Annotated in this window: 16 protein-coding genes and 1 tRNA gene; 8 read left to right on the forward strand and 9 right to left on the reverse strand. The window is 44.9% G+C overall.

The window, feature by feature from the left end:
- Window positions 1-15: 15 nt before the first annotated feature.
- Both aceF and aceE read right to left on the reverse strand, forming a co-directional pair.
- Window positions 16-1,716 (reverse strand): dihydrolipoyllysine-residue acetyltransferase, encoded by a 1,701-nt coding sequence (gene aceF / locus ACFOEK_RS07490; protein WP_386718460.1) that lies wholly within the window; start codon window positions 1,714-1,716, stop codon window positions 16-18.
- Between the two features lie 101 nt (window positions 1,717-1,817).
- Window positions 1,818-4,472, reverse strand: a complete 2,655-nt coding sequence (gene aceE, locus ACFOEK_RS07495; protein ID WP_386718463.1) for a pyruvate dehydrogenase (acetyl-transferring), homodimeric type — start codon at window positions 4,470-4,472, stop codon at window positions 1,818-1,820.
- Window positions 4,473-4,705: 233 nt separating this feature from the next.
- On the opposite strand from aceE, the gene ACFOEK_RS07500 reads away from it, so the two are divergent.
- A complete protein-coding gene (locus ACFOEK_RS07500; protein ID WP_386718466.1) occupies window positions 4,706-5,458 on the forward strand; it encodes a pteridine reductase in 753 nt (250 codons plus the stop codon).
- Window positions 5,459-5,476: 18 nt separating this feature from the next.
- Here ACFOEK_RS07500 and folK read toward each other — a convergent pair whose 3' ends face one another.
- Window positions 5,477-5,992 (reverse strand): 2-amino-4-hydroxy-6-hydroxymethyldihydropteridine diphosphokinase, encoded by a 516-nt coding sequence (folK, locus tag ACFOEK_RS07505; protein WP_386718469.1) that lies wholly within the window; start codon window positions 5,990-5,992, stop codon window positions 5,477-5,479.
- A 9-nt stretch (window positions 5,993-6,001) separates the two neighbouring features.
- Entirely contained in the window at window positions 6,002-6,367 is a 366-nt protein-coding gene (folB, locus tag ACFOEK_RS07510; protein ID WP_386718472.1) for a dihydroneopterin aldolase, read from the reverse strand.
- A 114-nt stretch (window positions 6,368-6,481) separates the two neighbouring features.
- Here folB and plsY point away from each other — a divergent pair, with 114 nt between their 5' ends.
- Entirely contained in the window at window positions 6,482-7,075 is a 594-nt protein-coding gene (gene plsY / locus ACFOEK_RS07515) for a glycerol-3-phosphate 1-O-acyltransferase PlsY (protein ID WP_386718475.1), read from the forward strand.
- A 77-nt stretch (window positions 7,076-7,152) separates the two neighbouring features.
- Here plsY and tsaD read toward each other — a convergent pair whose 3' ends face one another.
- Window positions 7,153-8,181, reverse strand: a complete 1,029-nt coding sequence (gene tsaD / locus ACFOEK_RS07520) for a tRNA (adenosine(37)-N6)-threonylcarbamoyltransferase complex transferase subunit TsaD (protein ID WP_386718478.1) — start codon at window positions 8,179-8,181, stop codon at window positions 7,153-7,155.
- A 342-nt stretch (window positions 8,182-8,523) separates the two neighbouring features.
- Here tsaD and rpsU point away from each other — a divergent pair, with 342 nt between their 5' ends.
- From rpsU to ACFOEK_RS07550, 6 genes are all read left to right on the forward strand, one after another.
- The gene (gene rpsU / locus ACFOEK_RS07525; RefSeq protein WP_284383673.1) at window positions 8,524-8,739 is read left to right on the forward strand and encodes a 30S ribosomal protein S21; all 216 of its coding nucleotides are present in this window, start codon (window positions 8,524-8,526) and stop codon (window positions 8,737-8,739) included.
- Between the two features lie 143 nt (window positions 8,740-8,882).
- Entirely contained in the window at window positions 8,883-9,347 is a 465-nt protein-coding gene (locus ACFOEK_RS07530) for a GatB/YqeY domain-containing protein (protein ID WP_386718482.1), read from the forward strand.
- A 27-nt stretch (window positions 9,348-9,374) separates the two neighbouring features.
- The gene (gene dnaG, locus ACFOEK_RS07535) at window positions 9,375-11,414 is read left to right on the forward strand and encodes a DNA primase (protein ID WP_386718485.1); all 2,040 of its coding nucleotides are present in this window, start codon (window positions 9,375-9,377) and stop codon (window positions 11,412-11,414) included.
- A 243-nt stretch (window positions 11,415-11,657) separates the two neighbouring features.
- Window positions 11,658-13,505: an RNA polymerase sigma factor RpoD gene (gene rpoD, locus ACFOEK_RS07540; RefSeq protein ID WP_386718488.1), complete on the forward strand. Its 1,848-nt coding sequence runs from the start codon at window positions 11,658-11,660 to the stop codon at window positions 13,503-13,505.
- A gap of 97 nt (window positions 13,506-13,602) precedes the next feature.
- A tRNA-Ile gene (locus ACFOEK_RS07545) sits at window positions 13,603-13,679 on the forward strand.
- Window positions 13,680-13,891: 212 nt separating this feature from the next.
- Window positions 13,892-14,617, forward strand: coding sequence for a transposase (locus tag ACFOEK_RS07550; protein WP_386718491.1), 726 nt, complete (start codon window positions 13,892-13,894; stop codon window positions 14,615-14,617).
- Window positions 14,618-15,219: 602 nt separating this feature from the next.
- On the opposite strand, the gene ACFOEK_RS07555 is transcribed toward ACFOEK_RS07550, so the two are convergent.
- From ACFOEK_RS07555 to ACFOEK_RS07570, 4 genes are all read right to left on the reverse strand, one after another.
- Window positions 15,220-15,417, reverse strand: coding sequence for a hypothetical protein (locus ACFOEK_RS07555; protein WP_386718494.1), 198 nt, complete (start codon window positions 15,415-15,417; stop codon window positions 15,220-15,222).
- Between the two features lie 21 nt (window positions 15,418-15,438).
- Window positions 15,439-15,873 (reverse strand): hypothetical protein, encoded by a 435-nt coding sequence (locus ACFOEK_RS07560; RefSeq protein WP_386718497.1) that lies wholly within the window; start codon window positions 15,871-15,873, stop codon window positions 15,439-15,441.
- Between the two features lie 13 nt (window positions 15,874-15,886).
- A complete protein-coding gene (locus ACFOEK_RS07565) occupies window positions 15,887-22,750 on the reverse strand; it encodes an RHS repeat-associated core domain-containing protein (RefSeq protein WP_386718500.1) in 6,864 nt (2,287 codons plus the stop codon).
- A gap of 78 nt (window positions 22,751-22,828) precedes the next feature.
- Window positions 22,829-25,568: outer membrane protein assembly factor BamB family protein (locus tag ACFOEK_RS07570; protein WP_386718503.1), on the reverse strand; the 2,740-nt coding region annotated here is incomplete at its 5' end.

Raw genomic sequence — 25,568 nt, forward strand, 5'->3', positions numbered from 1 at the left:
AATTCTTTAAAAGCTTTAGAGCAGTAGATGCCTACTGTCTTCCAGCAGCTGTTTCAGCCGGGTGGTAAATTTCGCTGCCAGAACTCCATCGACGACTCTATGATCATAGGACAAAGCCACTGGCAAAATTAATCTTGGTTGCCATTCTCCATCCTGCCAAATGGGCTTTATCGAGGCTTTAGACACCCCCAAAATAGCAACTTCCGGGGCATTCACAATAGGTGTGAACTGAGTGCCTCCAATTCCACCTAAGCTCGAAATGGAGAAGCAACTGCCTTGAAGTGCGTCCGGTTTAAGCTTGCCTGCTCTCGCCTGTTGTGCATATTGCATGCAATCGGCCGCAATATTCAAGACACTTTTTGTATCCACATTTTTTACGACCGGAACCATCAAGCCCTGATCGGTATCAACAGCAACACCAATGTTGTAATACTCTTTGACAATCAATGCGTTACCGTCTGGTGCCAAAGAGGAATTAAAGCGTGGCATTTCAGTTAATACTTTTTGAACTGCTTTGACTAAGAATGGAAGCATCGTCAGTTTGGTATCGTACGTTCCTTCTTTATTTACTGACTTTCTAAAGTCTTCCAGCTCCGTAATGTCTATTTCATCAAACTGCGTAACATGAGGAATGTTCAACCAACAACGGTGAAGATGTTGAGAACTTATTTTTTGTATTCTACTGAGCTCTTCACGCCGCACATTCCCAAAACGACTGAAGTCTACTTCCGGTATCGGTTCTATACCCATACCGCGTGCACCGCCAGAATTTTCGGCTGGTGCCTCATTTAATCGATGTTTTACATAGGCCTGAATGTCTTCTTGCAGTACCCGGTTTCTGGGGCCACTGGCACCGGTTGAGGTTAAAACTTCATCCAGAGAAACACCAAATTCTCTTGCTAATTTTCGTACTGCAGGCCCAGCATAAACCTTGTCACTGGGTCCTTTAGGCTCGGTTTGTCGACCTACCGAACCTTGCTTATCTGAGGCCATGTCATTAAAACTATCGGCGCTAGGCGATTGAACTTTAACCTTTTCTTCTGAGATTTTTTCATCCGAATCACTGGAAACAGCAGTAACATCAGTTGTTGAAGCTGACAAAACAGTACTTTTAAGCACTGCTATAGTATCACCTTCATTAACCTTGTCACCCAAAGAGACCTTGATACTTAACACCTCTCCGGCCACAGGCGCTGGAATTTCCATGGTCGCTTTATCGGTTTCCAGAACCAATAAAGTATCCTCTTCTTCTACGGCTTGGCCCACTTCAACCGAGACTTCAATCACTTCCACATCAGAGAAGCCACCTAAGTCCGGCACTTTAACGACTTGTTCGGCAGATTGAGTGCTTGCAGAAGAAGATGCCGATGGCGATGACTGAGAATCACTCTCGGATGTTTCTGAAGACGCTTCATTGACCGCAGGCGTAGAGTCGTCTTCAGAGCTGCCCGAGGTATCATCTTGAGACTCGGAACTCTGTGCTCCCGAGCCTTCCATCAGTGCAACCAAATCACCTTCACTGACCTTGTCACCTTCTTTCACTTTCAGTTCAACTATTTTTCCCGCCGCTGGGGCCGGAATTTCCATGGTCGCTTTATCGGTTTCGACCACTATGATGGCATCGTCTTGCTCCACCACATCACCGGCCGATACGGAGACTTCAATGATTTCCACTCCTTCGAAGCCGCCCAGATCAGGTACTTTGATCTCATCCATCCTATTCAAACCTCATGTATCTTGTCCTTGTAGACTGACGATGAACCGACAACGCATTGAAGGCTCATCATTCAGAGTCATATTTGTGTGAGTCGGACTCGCTACAACAACATTGGATCTATTTTTTCAGCGTCGATATCAAACTCTTTCATAGCTTTCTTCACTACGGCCGGCTTTATTACGCCTTGCTGAGCCAAGCCATACAACGCAGCAATGCAGACATAATCACGATCGACTTCGAAGAAATGCCTTAACTTCTTACGAGTGTCACTTCGACCAAAGCCATCCGTCCCCAAGGTAATGTATTCCATAGGAACGTCTTTTCTGATCTGATCGGAATAGGCCTTCATATAATCGGTTGCGGCAACGGCCGCTTGGCCACGATTCAGCAAGCAATCTTTAACATAGGAAGATTTCGGTTTCTTATCAGCGTGAAGCATGTTCCAACGATCCACCGATTGAACATCACGGCCTAGCTCGTTGAAACTGGTCACACTCCACACATCACACGCCACGTCGTATTTCTCAGACAGAATTTCCGCCGCGGCTTCTACTTCTCTGAGAATGGTGCCACTGCCCAGCAACTGTACTCGGGCTTTTCGGTTGGTCTTGTCTTCTTTGAGCAGATACATGCCTTTGATGATGCCCTCTTCCGCACCTTCCGGCATATCCGGGTGTTCATAGTTCTCATTCATTACGGTGATGTAGTAATAAACATTCTTCTGATCAGCGTACATTTCCTGCAAACCGTGCTGAACAATGGTCGTTAACTCATAACCATAGGTCGGGTCATACGCCCGGCAGTTAGGAATGGTTGAGGCCAGAATATGAGAGTGGCCGTCCTGATGCTGAAGCCCTTCCCCGTTTAGCGTAGTTCGACCGGCCGTGCCACCCAGCAAGAAACCTCGCGCTTGAATATCCCCAGCCGCCCAAGCCAGATCACCAATGCGCTGAAAACCAAACATGGAATAGAAGATATAGAAGGGTACCATCGGGAAGTTGTTGTTACTGTACGAGGTCGCAGCCGCAATCCACGCCGCCATGGCACCGGCTTCGTTGATCCCTTCCTCAAGAATGCGCCCCTTGATGTCCTCTTTGTAATACATTAATTGGCCGGAATCGTGTGGCTCGTACAATTGCCCCACCGCAGAATAAATCCCTAACTGACGGAACATCCCTTCCATGCCAAAGGTACGCGCTTCATCTGGAACGATAGGCACAATGCGTTCGCCAATTTTCTTATCTTTCACCAAAGTCGATAGCAAGCGAACAAACGCCATGGTGGTTGAAATTTCACGGCCATTCGAGCCTTTCAAATGCGTTTTCAAAGAAGCCAGCGTTGGTACGGTAAGACTTTCCGAATGCGCTCGCCGTGCCGGATAGTGACCTCCCAATTTCTCACGCTGTTTATTCATATAGCGCATTTCAGCGGAATCTTGTTCCGGACGGTAATAAGGCAACGACTCCAACTGTTCGTCCGAAACAGGAATATCAAAGCGATCTCGGAAGGCCTGAAGCGATTCCATTTCCAGCTTCTTAACCGAATGAGTTTTGTTCTGAGCTTCACCCGCCTGTCCCATACCATAGCCCTTAACCGTCTTGGCTAAAATCACCGTTGGTTGACCTTTATGGCTGGCTGCGGCGGCATACGCTGCATAAATTTTGTACGGATCATGACCACCGCGATTGAGCTGATACAACTGCTCATCGCTGTAGTCTTTCACTAAATCTAACAGCTCTGGGTACGCCCCAAAGAAATGCTCACGGGTATAAGCACCACCCTTGGTTTTGTAGTTTTGGTATTCACCATCGACCACTTCATCCATTCGACGCTCAAGGATGCCATCCTTGTCTTTCTCTAGTAGAGGGTCCCAATGACGCCCCCACACCACTTTAACGACATTCCACCCCGCACCTCGGAACTGCCCTTCCAGTTCCTGAATGATCTTACCGTTACCACGCACCGGTCCATCGAGCCGCTGCAAATTACAATTCACCACAAACACCAAGTTATCGAGCTTTTCCCGACCCGCGAGTGCAATGGCGCCCAAGGTTTCTGGCTCATCAGTTTCACCATCGCCAATGTACGCCCAGACTTTTCGATCCTGAATATCCACCAAACCACGACTGGCCAGGTACTTCATAAAGTGCGCCTGATAAATGGCCTGCAACGGCCCAAGCCCCATGGATACGGTTGGAAATTGCCAATAATCTGGCATCAACCACGGGTGCGGATACGACGACAAACCACCGCCATCCACTTCTCGTCGGAAGTGATCGAGCTGATCTTCACTTAGTCGCCCCTCCAAGAAAGAGCGTGCATACACGCCTGGCGAACTGTGCCCCTGCACATACACCAAATCCCCGCCATGTTGCTCAGACGCCGCTCGGAAAAAGTGATTAAAGCCGATGTCATACAAGGTCGCACTGGATGAGAAACTGGCAATGTGTCCACCAATGTCCGACGACTCTTTATTAGCACGCATCACCATGGCCAAGGCGTTCCAACGAATAATGGAGCGAATACGACGCTCCATAAACACATCGCCCGGATATGGCGGCTCAGCCTCTTTGGGAATTGAATTTCGATAAGGTGTGGTCAACGCATAAGGCGTCATTGAGCCAAGCTGGCTGGCTTTATTAAGAAGTTTATCGAGTAGAAATTGTGCTCGTTGCTTACCACTGAAGTGAATAACCGATTGAAAGGCCGCTAACCATTCTTCCGTTTCCGTAGGATCAATATCGTGCTGACTCATGCGCTCTCCAAGTCCTTTCTATAACGATGGCGATTTATTGGAATAAACCTTTAAGATGAATCGCTCATTAAAAAACCAATGGTTTTCAGTATAGACAACTCTATGAATTTGAAAGGATATTGAAGCAAAACTTTACAAATCTGACCAACTAGGCAGGTTTTTAATTTCTACTAAGGAATGCATATCACCCGAAAGTGTCATAAGGTGTGTTTATTTTTAAGCAAACTAAAGCCATGAACGCGAACAAAACCATTCTTATCACAGGCGCATCTCAACGACTAGGCGCAGCGATGACGCGCGCCTTTCACCAAAACGACTTCACTGTGATCATTCATTACAACCAATCGCATACGGAAGCGGATGCATTAGCAACGGAACTGAATGAGCTCTGCCCAAACTCAGCCTTTCTCTGTCAGGGCAAACTCAGTGATATTGAGAAAATCAAAGAGCAAGTTACAGCCATTACGGATCATTTGGACGTATTAATCAATAATGCATCCAGCTTTTATCCAACACAGATCGGTGAAGTCTCCGAAACTCAGTGGGATGATCTATTCGAGAGCAACGCCAAAGCCCCTTTATTCTTAACACAAGCATTATTACCGCTGTTGAATAAACGTCATGAGAAAAACAATACACCTGGCAGCGTGATCAACATGCTGGACATTCATGCTCAACGGCCGCTTAAAGATCACACTGTCTATTGCATGGCCAAAGCCGCCAACCAGATGATGACTCAATCATTGGCGAAAGAACTGGCGCCAAGGATTCGTGTGAACGGCATCGCTCCAGGCGCAATTCTCTGGCCAGATCAGGATGGCGAGATAGCCAACAGTTATAAGCAACAAACATTGGAGAAAATTCCCAGTCAGCGACTGGGAAGCATTGAAGATATCGTAGAAACGGCGTTATTTCTTGGCTGTGGACCGAGCTACATTACGGGTGAAATCATTTCTGTGGATGGCGGTCGCCGACTGTACAGCTGACTCTAAAACCGCGCTCGGCTAGGAAGCCTTTGAGATTGCCTGGCCTTGCCATTCAAAATCGACAGACCAAAGTTTTTGCTTGGCCTTATCGTAGTCGGCCCACAGTTGGCCGTAACTGCGATCATACGCCGGATGCTGAACGTCCGCAGCGATCTCTGACAAGGGTAACAATACAAAGGCATTTTTAGTGACTTCATCACGTGGCAGTTCAATGCCGTCGACGTCCCCAAGCAGATCATCGTAAGTCAGAATGTCGATATCCAATGTACGCGCACTGAATTTTTCAGAATCACGACAACGGCCGTAATCATCCTCTAATCGTTTTAACCAACGAGATAATTCAGCCACCGGAAGTTGAGTATCAAACCGAGCAACCAGGTTCAGAAAATTATCGCCATCAAACCCCACCGCTTCACTTTCGTACACTTGAGAAACATCCAGCGCACCGAAGAAGGCTTGTAAGTGATCCAATGCCGCGGTCACATGGGTATAACGATCGATATTGGTACCAATGCTGACGTACACCGAAGCCATAACTTACCTCTACGAAATAATTGAACGATTAGAACGAGTAATTTCGACGCCAACAGCCGCTGCTGCAGGCACCGCATCCGGTTTTGATATTCGAATCGTTACCGACTGCGGCTGATATTTTTCAAGAATCATGGTCGCCACTGCATCCGCCAACCGTTCAATCAACAAAGGTTTAAGCGACTTCGTCAAATCAATAACATCCTGACTGACGGCGGCATAATTGATTGCCTGATTAAGGTCATCCGATTGAGCGGCACCGGTTAAATCCGAGGTCATTTCAATATCGAAACTTAAAGGTTGCGCATGCTTGCGTTCAAAGTCGTATACACCAATAACTGCATGCACTTTGAGGTCGCGAATAAAGGTTTTATCCATGGAGATTCTATGACGTTAAATGATGGTCTTTGATTTGAAAGGGCGTATGATACCAGAGGATCACCCGGACAGAGACGACTTTCTTATTCACAAGATGCCGTTAATCAAATAGACATGGAACAGACTCCTTTCGACTCGTCAGCCTTTATCATTTTTGCTTACTTATTGGGCTCGCTTCCGACCGCCTTGGTGATCAGTTACTTTAAAGGACTGAATGATCCTCGAAGCTCAGGCTCAGGAAATGCCGGCGCCACCAATATGATGCGGCTTTACGGCAAGAGCTTTGCCTTATTGACGTTACTAGGGGATGTACTGAAAGGCTTCTTGGTTATTTGGCTCTATCAACACTGGCTGGGAGAGGACATTGCCTGGATGACCCTTACTGGCATGGCCGCCATCTTAGGCCATATCTATCCGATCTTTTTTCAATTCAAAGGCGGGAAAGGCGTCGCTACGATACTTGGGGTGATGCTCGCCACATCGCTTGGGTTAGCCTTATTTACGTTATTTTGCTGGCTAACGGCGTTGTTTATTACGCGCGTGTCAGCGCATGCAGCACTAATTGCAGCCTTCATCAGCCCATTAGTGGCTTTTATTCTTGAAGATCCATATACCGTTCTATGGCTGGCCTGCAGCCTGGTGCTGGTCTTCAGCCACCGAAGTAACATCAAACAACTGATCCATTCGAAGAAAGGGTTCTCCGAGTGAATTCAGCTTTTATCTGGTAAATAACCCGGATCTGATCAATAAAACCGAGACCTGAGAAATAAAACCGAATCATCGAATTAGATAGCAGGAAGTTCAGTCAACGGCCAACGCGCTACGGGTTTCACCGCCAAATCGTCTTGCTGCCCGGCATCAAGACGCTGCGCGCCAGCAAAAGCAATCATGGCACCATTATCGGTACAAAACTGAGGTCGCGCATAGAACACCTGCCCTCCCACTTTCGCCAACGCCTGCTCAAGCTTTTCACGTAGACGAGTATTTGCTGATACACCACCGGCCATCACCAACTGCTTCATGCTGGTTTGTTCAAGCGCACGACGACACTTAATAGCAAGAGTATCCACCACGGCTTCCTGAAACGCATGAGCAATATCCGCTTTATCCTGATCAGATAACTGACCTTGCTCTTTCTCCAAGGCTTGTACGGTATTTAAGGTATAGGTTTTTAAGCCACTGAAGCTAAAATCCAAGCCTGGACGATCCACCATTGGGCGAGGAAACTTGAAACGCCCTTCGGTTCCCTGAGAAGCTAACTTGGCAATGTGCGGGCCACCGGGATACGGCAAACCCATCATTTTAGCTGCCTTATCAAAGGCTTCACCCGCCGCATCATCCAAAGATTCACCCAGCAATTGATATTGACCGATGCCTTGCACCTCAACCAGTTGCGTATGGCCTCCCGACACTAACAAAGCGACGAACGGAAACTCTGGCGGAGTATCTTCCAACATAGGAGCCAATAAATGACCTTCCATATGATGAACGCCTAAGGCAGGAATACCCCAGGCAAAAGCAATCGCTCTGGCTGTCATGGTACCTACCATTAACGCACCCACCAAACCAGGCCCCTTAGTGTAGGCAATGGCATCGACCTGCTGTTTCTGGATTCCGGCTTTATCTAAGGTTGATTGAATTAATGGCAGAAGCTTCTTTACATGATCACGAGATGCAAGCTCAGGCACCACACCACCGTACTCATTATGCATCTCAATTTGGCTGTACAACGCATCCGCAAGCAAGCCTTTCTCTGTATCATAGAGCGCCACTCCGGTTTCATCACAGGACGTCTCAATACCGAGTACCAACATAACAACCTCAGATAAATGTTTCAGACAAAAGAAAAGCGGCTAGTGTAATGTCTAAGAGAGACATTGAATAGCCCATCCCATCTGCATTCCGCTGTAAAAATGACCAAACAGCGAACAAAAATTGACCAAAAAATATACATCCTTATAATGGCCAGTTAATTCCATTCAAATGCAAAAATAGGGATTTACTTTTCCCTATGACGAATATAGAATGTGCGGCCTCACGAATTGACGCTATTGTTTCTTGGCGTAGGGCTCTGAAGTGAAGTACTTACCTTCTATATAGGGCATTCGAAGAGACAAGAGTTAATAAACTGGTCACACAACAATAGGTAATTATTGATGCCAGCGGTAAAAGTTAAAGAAAACGAACCATTTGATATCGCATTGCGCCGTTTTAAGCGTTCTTGCGAAAAAGCGGGCGTTCTTTCTGAAGTACGTCGTCGCGAGTTCTACGAAAAACCAACTTCTGTTCGCAAGCGTAAGCTAGCTGCAGCAGTTAAGCGTCACGCGAAAAAAGTTCAGCGCGAGCAAAAGCGCTTCGAGCGTCTTTACTAAGACTGAGCTAGTTGCAGTGACCAGTACAAAAGAAGCTTCGGCTTCTTTTGTTGTTTCTGGACTACAGAAACTATAAGCTCTCAATCCCAACCCCCTTTCTCTAAATTTATTTAGTTGGCGCCACCTCGGCCAAGGAGACCATCATGTCAGGTGAATTACTGGAAGATAAAATTAAAGCCGCTGTAAAAGACGCAATGCGTAACAAAGAAAAGAGCCGTCTAACGGTACTTCGCGGCGCGCAAGCTGCATTCAAACAAATACGTGTTGATGAAGGGATGGAACGAGATGCAATCATCGAAGATACTCGCATAATTGCGACTATCGACAAGATGGTCAAACAGCGTAAAGACGCTGCCAGCCAGTACAAAGATGCCGATCGTCAGGATTTGTACGACCAAGAAATGCTGGAGGTGGGCATTCTTTCTGAATTCCTGCCTGCACAACTTACTGAAGATGAACTGAAAGACATCATCAACACCGCCAAAGAAGAAACTGGCGCTGCCGGCATGCAAGACATGGGCAAACTGATGGGCGTCATCAAACCTCAAGTAGTCGGTAAAGCAGACATGGGCCAGGTTAGCCAGCTAGTCAAAGCTGCCTTGCAATAATTTACCTCCCTAGATCTAAATAGCCCTATGGCCGGACGCATTCCTGAGCAATTCATCGACGATGTCGTTGCACGTACTGACCTCGTCGAACTCATTGGCAACCGCATCAAGCTCAAAAAGTCCGGCAGCAACCATATGGGCTTATGCCCTTTTCATAACGAAAAAAGCCCGTCATTTAGTGTCAGTGAAAGCAAACAGCTTTATCATTGCTTCGGTTGCGGCGCGAGCGGCAATGCCCTTACCTTCCTGATTGAACACGACCGACTCGACTTTGTTGAAGCCATCGAAACATTGGCAGGTTCCCTCGGCATGGAAGTGCCTCGCGAAGAAGCCAGCCAACAAAACAAAGAAGCGTATCTAAAAAAGAAACAAGAACAGCAAGCCCTGTTCGATCTCATGGAAAAAGCTAATCACTATTTCCAACAACAATTGCGACAACACCCAACCAAACAAAGAGCAGTGAACTACCTCAAAGGGCGAGGCATGACCGGCCATACCGCTAAGGCCTTTCAACTGGGCTTTGCACCAGCGGGTTGGGACAACCTACTCAAAGCGCTGGGTACAGACAAAGACACCCGAAAGCTATTAGCCACTGCCGGCTTATTGGCTGAGAAAGAACAAAAAGATGACGATTACTATGATCGCTTCCGTGATCGCATCATCTTCCCTATTCTCGACACCAGCGGACGAACCATCGCCTTTGGCGGGCGTGTTTTAGCGAAAGACGAAAAGCCCAAATACTACAACTCCCCGGAAACACCGATTTTCCATAAGAGCAACACCCTATACGGCCTATATCAAGCTCGTAAACACGATCGCCACCCAAAACAGCTAGTAGTGGTTGAAGGCTACATGGACGTCATCGCTCTGGCACAACATCAGATCCACAACGCCGTAGCGTGCCTGGGAACAGCACTTACCGAAGAACACGTTCGATTACTGTTCAAACAAACCTCCCACATTGTGTTTTGTTTTGATGGCGACCATGCCGGATTAAAGGCGGCTAAAAAGGCACTAGAGCTCTCTCTCAGTCAACTTATCGATGGCCGAGAAGTCAGTTTCTTATTCCTGGCAGACGGTGAAGATCCCGACACACTTGTTTCCGCTGGAGGCAAAGCGGCCTTTGACGCAGCCTTGAAAAACGCCAATAGTATCGATCAGTTTTTGTTCAGCCAATTCCAGGACACCTCCAGCTTGGAAGGCAAAGCTCGTATGGCAAAAGAAGCCATGCCCATGATTCAGCAAGTCCCTGGGGATTTCATTAAAAACTTACTCATTCAAGAGTTGGCGCGCCGTACAGGGCTGACCCAAGAAACCCTGATCCAACAGTCGAAATCGCTACAATCGAAATCACCACAATCAAAAGCCCTGCATTCAAAAACGCCGCATTTGAAGCTAGCGTCACCAAGTACAACAAAGAAGGGGCAGTCTGGTAACTTTTCACAGGATAAACAACCAAAGCCTAATCGTTTCTCTAGTGCTTCCGAACCATCACCGCATTCAACCTCTGCACAGAACACTAATTTCTCAGGGCATGAGTTTTACGACAATTACAACGACAACTCTTACCCACCCAACTACGACTACGCTGATGCCTATGCCGATGAGGATTTTTATACCAATGAAGCAGCCAAGCCGGTATCTCTGGAAAGCCGACTTGCGATCAACGCATTGCGCCTTATAACTCACAATCCGCATCTGATTAAGGAATTACCCAAGCAGGCATTTCAATTCAGCACAAATACCCCTCAAGAAGTATTGCTCAATGACATATTCCATTATCTTGAGGGCACATCCGATCTTGTAAGCACAGCTCAACTGGCAGGCTACTTTCAAGACTCAGAGAACTTCATCCATCTGGAAAGAGCACTTGAACACCCTCCTCATACCGAAAATATAAACTTAGTGAGCGAACTAGAAAGCACCCTAGGAAAGCTAATAGAAGAGCAAGAAACTAAGAAAATGCTCGAGATCAAAGAAAAAATTGACCTCAAAACAGCAACAAAAGAAGAAATCCGTCTATATTATCAATGGCAATCAAAGAAAAAGGCGTTTTTCAAAAAATAACAACCGAAACAAAGTATCGACAAAGTTAGTGCGAATTTTTTATTCATTCCTTTGTCTTAGAGATTAACCAGTACAAACAACTGAACATACATTGCGTATTTAATGAAAAGAAAGAAGTTTCTTACGTCCCCTTGTTTTTTTAAGTAACAACCCAAAGTTACTTTATGGAACAAGTACATTTTATATGCTAAAATTGTTCGCTTTCGTGTTCTACATCTTCATCGGTTTTTTTACAGGCAGGATATGTCCGACAAGTCCCAACAATCGAGTCTAAAAGAGCTAATTACACGCGGTAAAGAGCAAGGTTACCTTACTTACGCAGAAGTAAACGACCACTTGCCCGAAGATATCTCAGATCCAGATCAGGTCGAAGATATCATCCGCATGATCAACGACATGGGAATCAATGTTGTTGAAACTGCACCAGATGCCGATTCCCTTATGATGGGCGAAGTCTCATCAGACGACGCCGCTGCCGAGGAAGCTGCTGCTGCACTGGCCGCCGTGGAAAGCGACGGCACTCGTACTACAGACCCTGTCCGCATGTACATGCGTGAAATGGGGACGGTAGAACTGCTTACTCGCGAAGGCGAGATCGTCATTGCCAAGCGTATCGAAGAAGGTCTTAGAGAGACCATGTCAGCCGTTGCCTACTTCCCTGGCATCGTTGACACCATTCTCTCAGACTTTAACGAAGCGTTGGAAAGTGAAGAAGGCCGCATCAGCGACATCTTCAGTGGCTTTATCGATCCTCTGGCTGACGACGAAACCGTTGCGGTTGCCAGCGACAGCCCAGAAGCAGAGCCTAGCGACATTAACGACGATGATGATAGCGACGATGACGATGATGACGATTCGTCCGACGATGAAGAAACCAAAGGCCCAGACCCTGAGGTCGCCAAAGAACGTTTCGGCGAGTTAGAAGCCGCATGGTCTAAATTCCTGGCTCTGGCAGAAAGCAAAGGCCGCAGCAGCAAAGAAGCCTCTGAAGCGCTACAGAAAGCCAGTGAAATCTTCGCGCCAATCAAACTAACACCTAAATACTATGATTTCGGTGTTGATACCGTTCGTGGCACGCTAGACAACATTCGCAGCCAAGAAAAAGCAGTCATGGATCTGTGCATTCGCAGAGCTAAGATGCCGCGTAAAACCTTCATCAAAGAATTCCCAGGCAATGAAGTCAATATGGATTGGATTCAAAGCCACATTGATGCGGATGAGCCCTTCTCTCAAATGCTTGAAGTCTATCGCATTGAGATCATCCGAGCTCAGCGTAAGCTGAAAGAAATCGAAGAGAAAAGCGCTCTAACGATCCCTGAGATTAAAGAAATCAATCGTCGCATGTCGATTGGTGAAGCGAAAGCTCGCCGTGCCAAGAAAGAAATGGTTGAAGCGAACCTTCGTCTGGTAATTTCTATCGCTAAGAAATATACCAACCGTGGCCTACAGTTCCTTGATCTTATTCAGGAAGGCAACATTGGTCTGATGAAAGCGGTAGACAAGTTTGAATACCGTCGTGGTTATAAGTTCTCGACCTATGCCACTTGGTGGATTCGTCAGGCAATTACTCGTTCAATTGCTGACCAGGCGCGTACCATTCGTATTCCAGTGCACATGATCGAAACGATCAACAAGCTGAACCGCATTTCTCGCCAAATGCTTCAGGAAATGGGTCGTGAAGCAACACCTGAAGAACTTGCCGAGCGCATGGACATGCCAGAAGACAAGATTCGTAAAGTTCTGAAGATTGCGAAAGAGCCAATCTCTATGGAAACACCTGTAGGTGATGACGAAGATTCGCATCTTGGTGACTTTATCGAAGACGTCAACATCAGTTCTCCGGTTGAAACGGCAACTGGCGATGGCCTGTCAGACGCAACCAAAGAAGTATTATCCGGCCTAACCGCTCGTGAAGCCAAAGTACTTCGTATGCGTTTCGGTATCAATATGAACACTGACCACACCTTGGAAGAAGTTGGTAAGCAGTTCGATGTAACTCGTGAACGTATTCGTCAGATCGAAGCGAAAGCACTTCGCAAGCTTCGTCACCCAAGTCGCTCCGAGCACCTTCGTAGCTTCCTGGACGAATAAATCATCTCAAAAGTGTAGCGCGATATTTATCTAATCGTTATAATGTCGCGCACATTTCGATGGCCTCCTGACCTCAGGAAAGCACATCAAGGAAGAAGGGCCTGTAGCTCAGCTGGTTAGAGCACTCGACTCATAATCGATAGGTCCACGGTTCAAGTCCGTGCAGGCCCACCATTCATTCCTTCCCTCTTCCTTGCATTATTCCTCTCGCCCCAAGTACTACAACAGATCAAACTATATCAATCTTAGTCATACATTTTGACGACATTAAACCAAACCTTCCGCTGATAAATAATTATTACTACTCTTTACATCACATATAGTTTTGCCGTCGATGACTTCTTGTTGATGATCAAACATCTAATTCATTAACAGATATGTTTCTTATGGCAAGAAAACCAAGATTAAGCTTACCTAATATTCCTCAACACATTATTCAAAGAGGCAATAATCGCCAGCCCTGTTTCTTTGATCAGCAAGACTTCAAGGTTTATCTATGTAAACTGGAAGAATACACACAGAAATACCAAGTATCTGTCCATGCCTTTGTTCTGATGACCAATCACGTTCACCTACTAATGGCTCCAACAGAAAGCAATGGAATCAGTAAAGTCATGCAATCACTTGGCAGATATTATGTCCGCTACTTTAATCACACCTATAAGCGCACAGGTACTCTCTGGGAAGGGCGTTACAAATCATCCCTTATCGACTCAGACAATTACTTTCTTACCGTCAGTCGATACATTGAACTAAACCCTGTTAGAGCAGCAATGGTACAACACCCTGCTGAATATCCCTGGTCAAGCTATCAAGGTAATGCCCTAGGAAAGCCAATATCGCTGTTAACACCGCACCCCTGCTACTTACAACTCGGTCATACCCCCGCAGCCCAACAACAGCGCTACCGGTCATTGTTTACTCATCAAATTCCAAACTGGACTATAGACCAAATAAACACAGCCACCAATAAAGAGTGGGTTTTAGGAAACCATCGTTTCAAAGACTACATCGAACAACAAACAGGAAGACAAACAGAACCAAAGCCAAAAGGCGGTGATAGAAGATCTGCCAACTGGCAGCGAAGCCAGGAGCTCGCACAGAATCGATAACTAGACCATTGAACAACAAACAGGAAGACAAACGGAACCAAAGCCAAAAGGCGGCGATAGAAGATCTGCCAACTGGCAGCAAAATCAGGGACTTGCACAGAATTGATAGCTAGACCAGCCAAAATCAATAGGGGTCAGAGTAAGAACAACCAACGAAGTCAAAGCCTGAAACCAGCTCAAAAGCCTATTTCAATTTACTCTGACCCCATTGATTTTTGGTCAAGCTATCAAGGTAATGCCCTAGGAAAGCCAATATCGCTGTTAACAACACACCCCTGCTACTCACAACTCGGTCATACCCCCGCAGCCCAACAACAGCGCTACCGGTCATTGTTTACTCATCAAATTCCAAACTGGACTATCGACCAAATAAACACAGCCACCAATAAAGAGTGGGTTTTAGGAAACCATCGTTTCAAAGACTATATCGAACAACAAACAGGAAGACAAACAGAACCAAAGCCAAAAGGCGGTGATAGAAGATCTGCCAACTGGCAGAAAAATCAGGGACTTGAATCAATAGGGGGCAGAGTAAGAACAACCAACGAAGTCAAAGCCTCGCACAGAATCGATAGCTAGACCAGCATGCTCGGAAGGAAGAATCAATCGGGGTCAGAGTAAGAACAACCAACGAAGTCAAAGCCAGAATCCAACTCAAGAGCCTGTTTCAATTTACTCTGACCCCATTGATTCATTACATTGATTTCAACATTGATTTCAGAGTAAGAACACCCAACGAAGACAGAGCCTGAAACTAACTCAAAAGCCAGTTTCAATTTACTCTGACCCCATTGATTCATTGATTACTCTGACCCCATTGATTACATTGATTTTGATTTGAACACTACACATAAAGGAGCATTGAGAATTTCATCATCCAATGAAGGAACATTAAACTCGAATGCTCCGATATCAAAGGCTTTCTCACCATTTTGATAGACACCAACGAACTCACAAAACGCCGTCAAGACTATTTCTTGATAAAAACTGTTTTGCCCAAGTTTCTCGTCGCTAATTACTTGAAAAAATGGTGACTGCATATCACTTAGATTTGGGTTTTCGGATAGCCAATTAAAATCTGACGCTATGATCCAGACATTATTGTATCGCACAACCCTTACACTCTTGGCACCCAATATAAGGGCCTGAGAGGTATAACGACCACAGAATTTTTCAGCGTTAAAATCCAAACCATCTATAAATAAGCGAGGTCTTTTCCTTACCAAAGAAACAGCATCTAACTGATCATTACTCATAATAATATATACATTAATCCAAAGGGTCGACTGCAGGAACAGCAGTTATTTGTCCAGAGGCCCTTAGGCCATCAAATACTCCAAAAGCAGTCGGAGGTATATAGAGCTCATTACCAGGTATAAAGCCACCTCCAGCATTTTGAGGAATAGGAGTAAGAGTCGCTCCTGACTCAAATAATACACTTTGAGCTTTAGCTGTTAAAGCAAACTCCACCACAGCAAAACCTTCTCCTCGAGAAAGCCTTCTGCTAGCAAAGAAAAAGGCAGCATCATAATTATCAGCCATATAAAAACCAACCTGACCATCAATATGCTTACTTGTCGCAGCTTGTACTGATAACGGCAAACCAGCTAAAAGAGCTGCAGCAGATGACTCGCCGGTTCCGTGATAATATCTATAGACCGAAGAGTCACCTAAACCACCATCAACAATAGCTAAAGCGAATACACCAAGAAGCCTAGAACCGAGCCACTTAGTTAGCTCTCCCAAACTTCCAGTTGATGTACCAAGCCCTGGAAGAGGAATGGCAACTGGCGATCCCGCCTTCTGTGCAACACTCCCACTTTGCCTTGGCAACGTAGGCTGAGCACCAAAACTAAACTCCGAGTTTTCCTGCTCTGGTACATTCGTAAGTTTCTTTTTTGGTTTCTTCTTAGGCTTAGGTTTAGGCTTGGTCTGATTCCTATCAGGAACAGGATTACTCGTTCTATCGCCCCCCCCTCCAAACTCAGGGAGATCCCAATTTGGATTTGTAGGAATAGGGTTATTTCCAATAGTTCGATCAATGCCAATTTGAATTCTGTCAATTGGCAATAAAGGAGGCTCATCCGGTAAAGCAGGAGCTGTAATAACAATAGTATTAGTTTCAGGCACATAATAATACCCACTCGGATCCGCCGCATTCAACGGGTTATTCCACACATAGCTATAACGATTAAAACTCTGACTAAACTCTGGTGCCTGTACAAACGGATCGGCACTCAAGAATCGGCCAATCTGAGGGTCATAAATCCGACCATTCATGTGAATCAGGCCAAAATCATCCAACATTTCATGGCCGGTAAAGCCATCGGTTGTTGTATCGTATAAGATCTTTTCCAGTTCAGGCCCCATCAATAGGTCAGATGGACGTTGCTGTCTTCTTTCTCCGAACGGTTCAAAGGTCATGCTATTTAGCATCTGCCCCGCTTCGTTAGAAATAACGTCAATAGACCCTAGATGATCTTTGTGAAGGTATTGAACATCAATATCGCCTTTTAACTGTCCTGGCTTGGTCGTTTCAACAAGCTGAACCTTATCCCCAAACCGTTGTTTGGATTTAATGGTTCCTGAGGCAACATCATAAGTTTCTTCGTAGTCGCCTCCGTTGAGGTAATAAGTTTGACGTTTTATTTGGCTGTTTTTGATGTCTTCACGGTAGTAACGTGCCCAACTTGGGCCATACTCAAACTTGGTTTTTAAGGCACCGTCTTGAATTAAGGTCGGCTTATTAAAGCTGTTATAGGTCAACTGCGTTGAACCTCGCTTCACCATGTTTCCGGCGGCATCATAGGTATAATTTGTCGTGACACCCGCTCGTGTAATCTGACTAACTTGATGCACTTTATTGTTATATTTGTACCCATTTACATCAGACACATTGCTCTTTTGGGTAATATTGCCTAGTGCATCGTATTGATAGGTTACGCCCTGTGAAGCAGTAAGACGGTTCAAATTATCGTAAGAAAAATTCTCTGCGATACCATTTTGAGTACGCTGTATCAGATTGCCAATAGAATCGCGCTTAAAGGTCAGGTTCTGTAAACTAACACCCGCTTTATTAGTAGTGTCGACATCGACAACTGAACCAGAGTTCGGGTCATACGATTTCGTGGTAACAACCCCATTGCCAAACACTTCTTCTGTGATATTCCCGAAATGATCAACTTTATTCCATGCCCAGTAGGTTTGCTCATTCACTGGATTAAAAATGGCGTTTAATGCACCGGCATGGTTGTACTGATAACCCGCTTTGATACCGCTTGGGTAGCTTTGCTCAACCATACGACTGTATGCATCGTACTTATATTCAAAGTTTCTTGCCGGCTGACCTTTCAACTCATAACTTTCCGACACTAAACGGCTGAAACCGTCATAACTGAAGTTCGCCTTATATTGGTTATTGCTTAAAGAAACTGTACTTAATAACCCTTTTGCCTTGCTCCCTACATCATAAACATAAGTGGTTGTAATACCGTCAGCCACTTCAGTTTTAATACGGTCGAGTTTGTCATAGGTATAACTCAGGGTCCTATTTCGAGCATCTTTTTGGGTAAGCATGCGGCCAAGCGCATCATAGGTGAAACTTGTCTCACCAGTGTTAGGGTCTTCCAAACTGGTTCGAAAGCCGGCGTCGTTATACGTGACATTGACAACAGTTTTATCATCTCCATTTACTTGAGACCAACGCAAATTGCCATTACCGTCATAAGCGTATTCTGTCTCAGTACCCGCAGAATCTTCCGTTTTTACCAACATGCCTGCCGCATCGTAATACTCTTTACGGATTTGCGTTTTATTAGAGCCACCTGTTTTAGTAACAGTTGTTGTGCTGGTATGAAGAAGTAAATCGCCTGATAACTGATAACTGTGGCGTACTGTCGTTCCATTTGGATAACTGACCGTTAAAGGACGGTTTAATGCATCATAATTGGAGTAAGTAACGTATTTAGGTGTTCCAGAGCTGTATGGAAGGGATTGTTTAAATAGACGACCAATGTGATCAAAGACAAAATCAATGTGACTCACAGAGCCATCAGGTAACGTTGAACTCTCTTTAATCACTCGCCCTTGTACATCAAAATACTGGGTAGTCACGGGTGCACCTAAGCCAACTGCATTGTGATTCGTGACTATGGTGGTTAGAGCCCAGACTGCATTATCCGGGCAATTGCTGGTGCATTCTCTTTTATAGATTCGAGATTGAGTACCATCTGCGGCAATTTCAGCGATTGGGTTACCAGCGACATTATATTTGACTTTGGTCACCAGACCATTTGCATCGGTATATTGCAGCGGAACACCAAAGCGATCGTCATAAATGACGTTTGTGCTCATTCCTAATGCGTTAGTTACGGTTTGCGGTAAAATCCCATGTTTAAAGTTTGAACTAGAGAGATCAGTTCTTGTTGTAAAACCACTGCCGCTGGTAATTACAGATGACAAGGCACCAGTGCTTGTATAGCCATTAGTACTCGTTAATTCTGCCGATGTTCCTACATTGGCAGTCGTAGAGCCAACCAAATTTGTGCTTTGATAACGGGAGCTTTTTGACGTTGAAGACTTAGTATCTGTAGTTCCAAGCTGGCTAGATACCACCTTAGATGTCGTACTCACCTCCTTTGGAAAACCAAATAACCAATTGGTTAAGTCTTTGTCATAGTCGCTTAAGGTAGTACTAACTTGAGAAACAAGTGTATCTGAAGCAGACCTTGCCTGAGACACAGACGACGTCATCACCCCATATGTGGAATTGAAACCACTGTTCGTTTGCTTACTGATACCCGCAAGATCACCATTGCTTTCATAAGCCTTAGTTTCAGACGACACTAGATAATTAACAAACCGTTTATTTGCCCCACTACCTATGGTGGTGGTTTGCCAATTGTTAGATCGGGACTTAAGAAGTGTTGAGTAGCGTTTCTCTTCCACATTAGACACCATCCCCGTAAGAGGGAAATGTCTATATTTAGTAATAAGCGAGACCCCTCCCGATAGGTTATTAAAGGTTTTAACCTGTTTAAACCCTAAGAAACCTCGGCCTTCCATATTGGCTCTCGCGCCATAGTAGGTATAGGTATCGGTGGATAAATACTCCTGATTTGTATAGGTGTTCTTTACACCAGTAGGACGTGTCACTTTATATACAACAGGCAACGACTCTCGAACCAGTCGATTTGGATAACCACGGTCATTTCCTTCGTGATGTGCATCATGAACAGTTTGATCACCAAGCGTTGAATACTCGATAGCAACTTTATTACTCAGCCCTTGATCAATAGATGCTACCAAGTCAGCAGGCTCACCATTGCGTTTATATAAATAAAGCGTATTGCCCTTACCATATAAGATGTCGGTCAGACCATTACCATCAAAATCGACATACAATGGTTTGATTGATGTTAGCTTCAGATCACTGGCTTTTGTATTTCTGAGATCACGATATACACTTGGCGAGAAATGCATTGCCCCCTGCGAGGCAAAGCTTTGAACCTTGCTGTGAACACGCACACTGCCATTATCTAGAGAGGTTGAAATCGACACCACTTTAATATTTGAGCCGGTATCAAAAATTAAATCAGGTCGACCGTCACCTTCATAATCCATGACACCAAGATTATATGGATCCACATCAAAATTAATATTCAAACTAAGCTTAGAGTGAAACGTACCGCCTTTATTTAAATGTACATACCACCTAGCACTGCCATTCTCCATTTCTTTTTGAACAAAGTCTGCCAATCCGTCAGAGTTAATATCCAATAACCGACCATTACCGTTAACCGTACGTGAGGTAATCTCACCAGTAATTGAATCAACATAAGAACGACTCCAACCAGCCCCGACAGGTAAACTCACATTATTAAACGCTGCAGACTGCCCATCAGCAGCAACATCTACAATTTTCCAACTGGTTGTATTGCTGTCTGAGTCTTTAATTGGCACCAAAAATTCAAGATGGCCATCACCTTGATAGTCGAACGGCATCGCATCGGTAAGACTTAGTCCATCAGGCACATTATCAATGAAGTATTCGAAGTAATGATCAGGGCCTTCAGGGGTTCTAAGTAAAACGGCCATATCACCGATCGTTTTATAACGTTCGGTAATTCTTTTTCCTGAATCACTGCTACATGAAGAATGAGAAGGTCTACCAATACAGAACTTTGAATAGTTACGTAGAAACTCCTGCCAATAATCAGGAATCAGCGTTACAACATCAGGTAGGCCATCGCCATTAACGTCATAAATTAACGGAGCTTCACCACTGTTATAGGCAACAATCCCTGTTCCAGTGGTGTTGGATGCAAAGTTTGGAACCTGAATTTCCCATATAAAATAGTCCTTAGGAAAAGTCTCTTTATCATCACAGGGGTTATAACCGGGAGGGCCTGCCAAACGGACATTACCATTGACAATACATGCTGCAATCCAATCATCAGTCGGTGAAAGAATGGATGTCTGATTTGAGCTATCATTATTGATTGCAGTTACAATTGGGCGCCCCAAATTCGAATACTCTTTGGCATTCCGTCCAATGTTTTGACTCATCAAAGATGAGGTCACTACACCCTCGGTAACATACATACCTTTCCAATTATCTTCGTCAGCCCACATTAGATCCCGGTAACCATCCCCATTAATATCAAGCAAATGCAACTGGTTGGTGTCTAATTTAGAGATCGACGTTACCGTCTGGCGGCTACTGAATGAGATGTCTGCGTCATTCCATTGAATATCAACGGGTTTGCTACACACGGTTTTAGCTGAATTAAAACAATGGCGAATAGTATCTAAACGAGTACGGTCACTTTTTGGAGATAACGAATAATCAAAACTGTAATTATCAACCAAGTTATTACTTGCTTTGACAGTAATACCTTCAATGATTTTTGAGGAACTTAATACCGAATTGCTACCAGGGTAGTAATGTACATCCTTCAGAACCATGCCATTACTCGGCGTTAGAATATCCCGATAATCGATATCAACCGTTACATGGCCATAAGTAATTCCCGTAGGATAAACTTCAGTGGAACTGTTGTTATAGGAATACGTGATCGTGTTACCAAGACGATCTTCAATGGTTGTTAACATCCAAACGGCAGCTTTGGTACCTGCTGCGTTATATTGAAATGGCTTGCCGTAAGTACTAATCAAACCATCAGATGACCATACTTTAAATTGAGATTCGCTCACCTTTTGAATTTTGGCATAACTGTCCAGTTCCGTGCGATAAGTAGAACCGTTGCCATGGTAAGTCCCACTGTACAACTTCAGCTTCTGGCCATCTAAACACAATCTCTCTTGATTCGAGTAGGAGGCTGCCACATTATAACCGTCACTGGCCTTAGTCGGCTTACATCGGCTAATTTGGGAAAAACCGCCTAAGCTCCAGCCTACACCTAGATTTGAATTCCCACCCTGGCTGTTATAAGAAATACCTAAAGAAGGTACTAAACCACCAACACCTTCAGGTAACGAAACAGGTAACGAATAACTAGCAGCACCTGAGGATCCAACCCCTACATGACCGCCCATAGTATGAATAAACTGATCTAACGAAGAGCTTGGTGTACTGCCTGACTGGGCAGGAGAAATCTGAGAATCTTCTGCTGATGTTTTTACAGCCTCTAGAACGCCATCACCATCAATATCGATAAAGGACGTTCCTTTCAGGGTGTTTGAAGAAACTTTTGCTGACACCCCAACAACAGTTTCACCATCCAATGAGAGCGCTACAGTTCCACCAGTTGTACGGGACACGAGCAATTCATCAACTCCATCACCATCAATATCTTGATAGATTAATTCGCCGTTGTACCTTCCCCAGATTAAGTTATCCACATCTCCTTGAGCATCTGCGGACATGACGGTGTAAGTGCCGTCTTCATTCTGTATGAGCAGATAGTCTGTGGATTCAGAATTCGCTAACTCGACTTCAATCTCATACGGAAGCAAGATGGATTTCTTCGGTTTTCTCACCAATATATCAGTGGCGTGATCGTTATTGTAATCGCCAAAATACACTTCGAAGTCATTTTGTTCTGCTGAATATGCAAACCCTGAAGTCAGCGTTAGACATCCCAGTACAAGCAGAATACGCTTCAATGACATAATTCAATCCTTTTACTTTTTTATTCGGCTATCTTCGGGGCCAATCGGCCCCTAATCTTTTGTTTTTGTTATTTGTATTTACTGCGCGGAACCGGTTTCAGCGTGTACAGCATGAACTTTTCCACCGAGAGTACCAAAGTGGAGTACACCTTCAGCATCTATGGACGGTTTTCCTCGAATACCAGCCTCAGCTTCGTAGGTCCATTCGATATCACCCTCTTGAGTAATGGCGTATACCATCCCTTCGCGTGTACCGAAGTAGATTAACCCGCTCTCCCCAATAACTGGTGATGAAGTGAAATTCCCCCCAGTCTCAAGCTGCCAACGCTCACTACCGCTTGAGTCCAGAGAGAAGAAGACGCCGTTCTCTGATGCAAAATAAACATTGTTCTGAGCATCAATCACGGGAGTGGTTTCTACCGACGCTGGCGTTTCAAATGTCCAAAGCTCATTGCCATCGGAATCAAAGGCATACAAATTACGGTCTTCTGAACCAACATATGCATTACCGTCAGAATCAAACGCAACACTTGCATTAATGGCACCCGTCGTTGAAGCAATCCACTTGTTAAGGCCTGGCGCGCCCGGATACCAACGAGGATCTAGCGGGCTAGTATTAACAACATACTCTTCGGCATTCGAGTAACCATCGCCATCGTAGTCAGCCAAGCCATCTGAACTGTCATTTGGATCAAGATTGTAGGTAACTTCCCAACCATCAGGAATCGAATCACCGTCCGAATCACTGTTATTTGGTTCTGTAGAATAACCATACTCTTCTAGGTTCGTTAACCCATCATTATCAGAATCCAACGAGGCATCTGACGCATCAAGAGGGTTCAACTGATAGTTATATTCCCAACCATCATCCATACCGTCATCATCCGTATCGGAAGAGTTAGGATGAGAACCAATGGTGTTTACTTCAAGACCATTACTTAATCCATCACCATCCAGGTCAGATTCAGAGTCATCAACGAATGGATCTAATCCATAGGCCAGCTCATCTTCATCTAACATGCCATCGTTATCATCATCAGGGTCGGCATTATTACCAATACCATCAGCATCATTATCGTATTGCTCGGAAGGATCGTTCGGGAACGCATCACTGTTATTCCCCACGCCATCCTTATCGGTGTCATATTGCTCCGAAGGATCATTAGGGAAGGCATCAAACAGATCTTCTACGCCATCATTATCCGCGTCAGGACGACCAATGCCTTTATAGGCCATGGAGATGACTTTGATACCATTACCAGACGCGCCAATGGCATAACCAAAGTCACCTTTCTTCGCTGGAGTAAAGGATTGAATTTCTAAAGCAGAAAGTTTAGAGAACTCAGCAAATATCACATCACCAAGGTAATATGCAGTAATAGAGTCACTCGTTACAGCGTAACTCATCAGTTCAGGCTGTATCCTGACAACAGCAGGAAAATCCAAACCGTTACTTGATGTACCCACAAGCTCTGACTGAATCTCAACACCATCACGACCTAACAGCAACAAGTTATAGCTATACGGCGAAGACTCTGTTCGATTGACATTAAAGAAGAACTCAGAATCCCCCGAATTACTCATTGAAGAGAAGGTATAGGTTGATAACTGTGAGTAGTTAGATAACGTTCCTGTTATAGGATCTCGTTCAATCACACCATTTGAAGTCACAACTCTTGAACCGTCATCAGTAATGCTCAAATGATATGGTAAATATCTAAACAGTGGTGCAGCCGTATTCCAATCAGAACCCACGCCAAATGGCGTGAAATGCTCACGGAAGGTCAAAGCACCAGTAGTGATGTTTTTGTCCAAAACAATCACACCTGTTTTAAAGGTACCAATGTATATCTGTTTACCATCCGGTGACTCGACTAAATGATAAATCGACACCTCGGTGGACAAACTATTACCTTGTCCAATAACCGGGGTTGATTCATTACCAGTCCAACTGTCCGAACTAGATAAACGATCAAATATCAGTGAACTTGAAGGAATCAATGCGCCGCTTGCCTGATCAATAACGTATTGATAAAGCGTTGGTTGAACACCATCTACTATTACATAGGCAAATAAGCCATCCTGACTGAGAATAAACTCCTCAACATCAGGCAGGTCCAGCATATTAGAAGAAACACTTAGCGCTCCAGTTGATGCATCTCTGTTGTAAACAGTAATGTATCTATTCGATGAAAGTGCATAAGCCCATTGCCCACTTGAATGAATCTCAAGCTGGTTAAGGCCTGTTAAATAGTTGAATGTTTCACCATTACTATCCAATTCGCCATTATCGATTTCTGAAACCAAAGCTAACTGACGATCATCAAACTCATTTTCATTCGCCTTAGTACCTAAGTTGAACTCCCACAGGTTGTCATAACCATCGCCATCAGGATCAAGAGCGCTGTCATCAACATTAACATCTAGGCCATTGGCGACTTCATAGTTATCAGGCATACCATCGCCATCGGTATCCGTTAGTAACGGGCTACTGCCTGCGGTTTGCTCCTCCAAGTCCGTTAAACCATCGCCGTCGGTATCTAAATTCGGATCGTTATAAGCCCATTTATCATAACCATCGTAAGCTTCCTCGAAGGCGTCTGTCAGACCATCGTTATCGTCATCTGGATCACTGTTATCACCGATACCATCCATATCAAAGTCCACGGTCTCAGTTGAATCCATAGGGAAGAGGTCAAGAGGATCGTCAACACCATCAGCATCTGAATCAGCTAAAGACGGTAACGAGCCGTGCGCATATTCTTCGATCGCTGTTAGACCATCGTTATCAATATCCAACGCCGCATCGGAGGCATCG

Source organism: Litoribrevibacter euphylliae, assembly GCF_042646085.1.
GTDB lineage: Bacteria > Pseudomonadota > Gammaproteobacteria > Pseudomonadales > Litoribrevibacteraceae > Litoribrevibacter > Litoribrevibacter euphylliae.

Coding starts and splice junctions, on each gene's coding strand:
- tsaD (WP_386718478.1), bottom strand. CDS start 8,181: ATGTTGGTACTCGGTATTGAGACGTCCTGTGATGAAACCGGAGTGGCG.
- dnaG (WP_386718485.1), top strand. CDS start 9,375: ATGGCCGGACGCATTCCTGAGCAATTCATCGACGATGTCGTTGCACGT.
- ACFOEK_RS07565 (WP_386718500.1), bottom strand. CDS start 22,750: ATGTCATTGAAGCGTATTCTGCTTGTACTGGGATGTCTAACGCTGACT.
- folK (WP_386718469.1), bottom strand. CDS start 5,992: ATGGCTTCGGTGTACGTCAGCATTGGTACCAATATCGATCGTTATACC.
- ACFOEK_RS07500 (WP_386718466.1), top strand. CDS start 4,706: ATGAACGCGAACAAAACCATTCTTATCACAGGCGCATCTCAACGACTA.
- ACFOEK_RS07555 (WP_386718494.1), bottom strand. CDS start 15,417: ATGAATCAATGGGGTCAGAGTAAATTGAAACTGGCTTTTGAGTTAGTT.
- plsY (WP_386718475.1), top strand. CDS start 6,482: ATGGAACAGACTCCTTTCGACTCGTCAGCCTTTATCATTTTTGCTTAC.
- aceE (WP_386718463.1), bottom strand. CDS start 4,472: ATGAGTCAGCACGATATTGATCCTACGGAAACGGAAGAATGGTTAGCG.
- ACFOEK_RS07550 (WP_386718491.1), top strand. CDS start 13,892: ATGGCAAGAAAACCAAGATTAAGCTTACCTAATATTCCTCAACACATT.
- ACFOEK_RS07560 (WP_386718497.1), bottom strand. CDS start 15,873: ATGAGTAATGATCAGTTAGATGCTGTTTCTTTGGTAAGGAAAAGACCT.
- aceF (WP_386718460.1), bottom strand. CDS start 1,716: ATGGATGAGATCAAAGTACCTGATCTGGGCGGCTTCGAAGGAGTGGAA.
- folB (WP_386718472.1), bottom strand. CDS start 6,367: ATGGATAAAACCTTTATTCGCGACCTCAAAGTGCATGCAGTTATTGGT.
- ACFOEK_RS07530 (WP_386718482.1), top strand. CDS start 8,883: ATGTCAGGTGAATTACTGGAAGATAAAATTAAAGCCGCTGTAAAAGAC.
- rpoD (WP_386718488.1), top strand. CDS start 11,658: ATGTCCGACAAGTCCCAACAATCGAGTCTAAAAGAGCTAATTACACGC.
- rpsU (WP_284383673.1), top strand. CDS start 8,524: ATGCCAGCGGTAAAAGTTAAAGAAAACGAACCATTTGATATCGCATTG.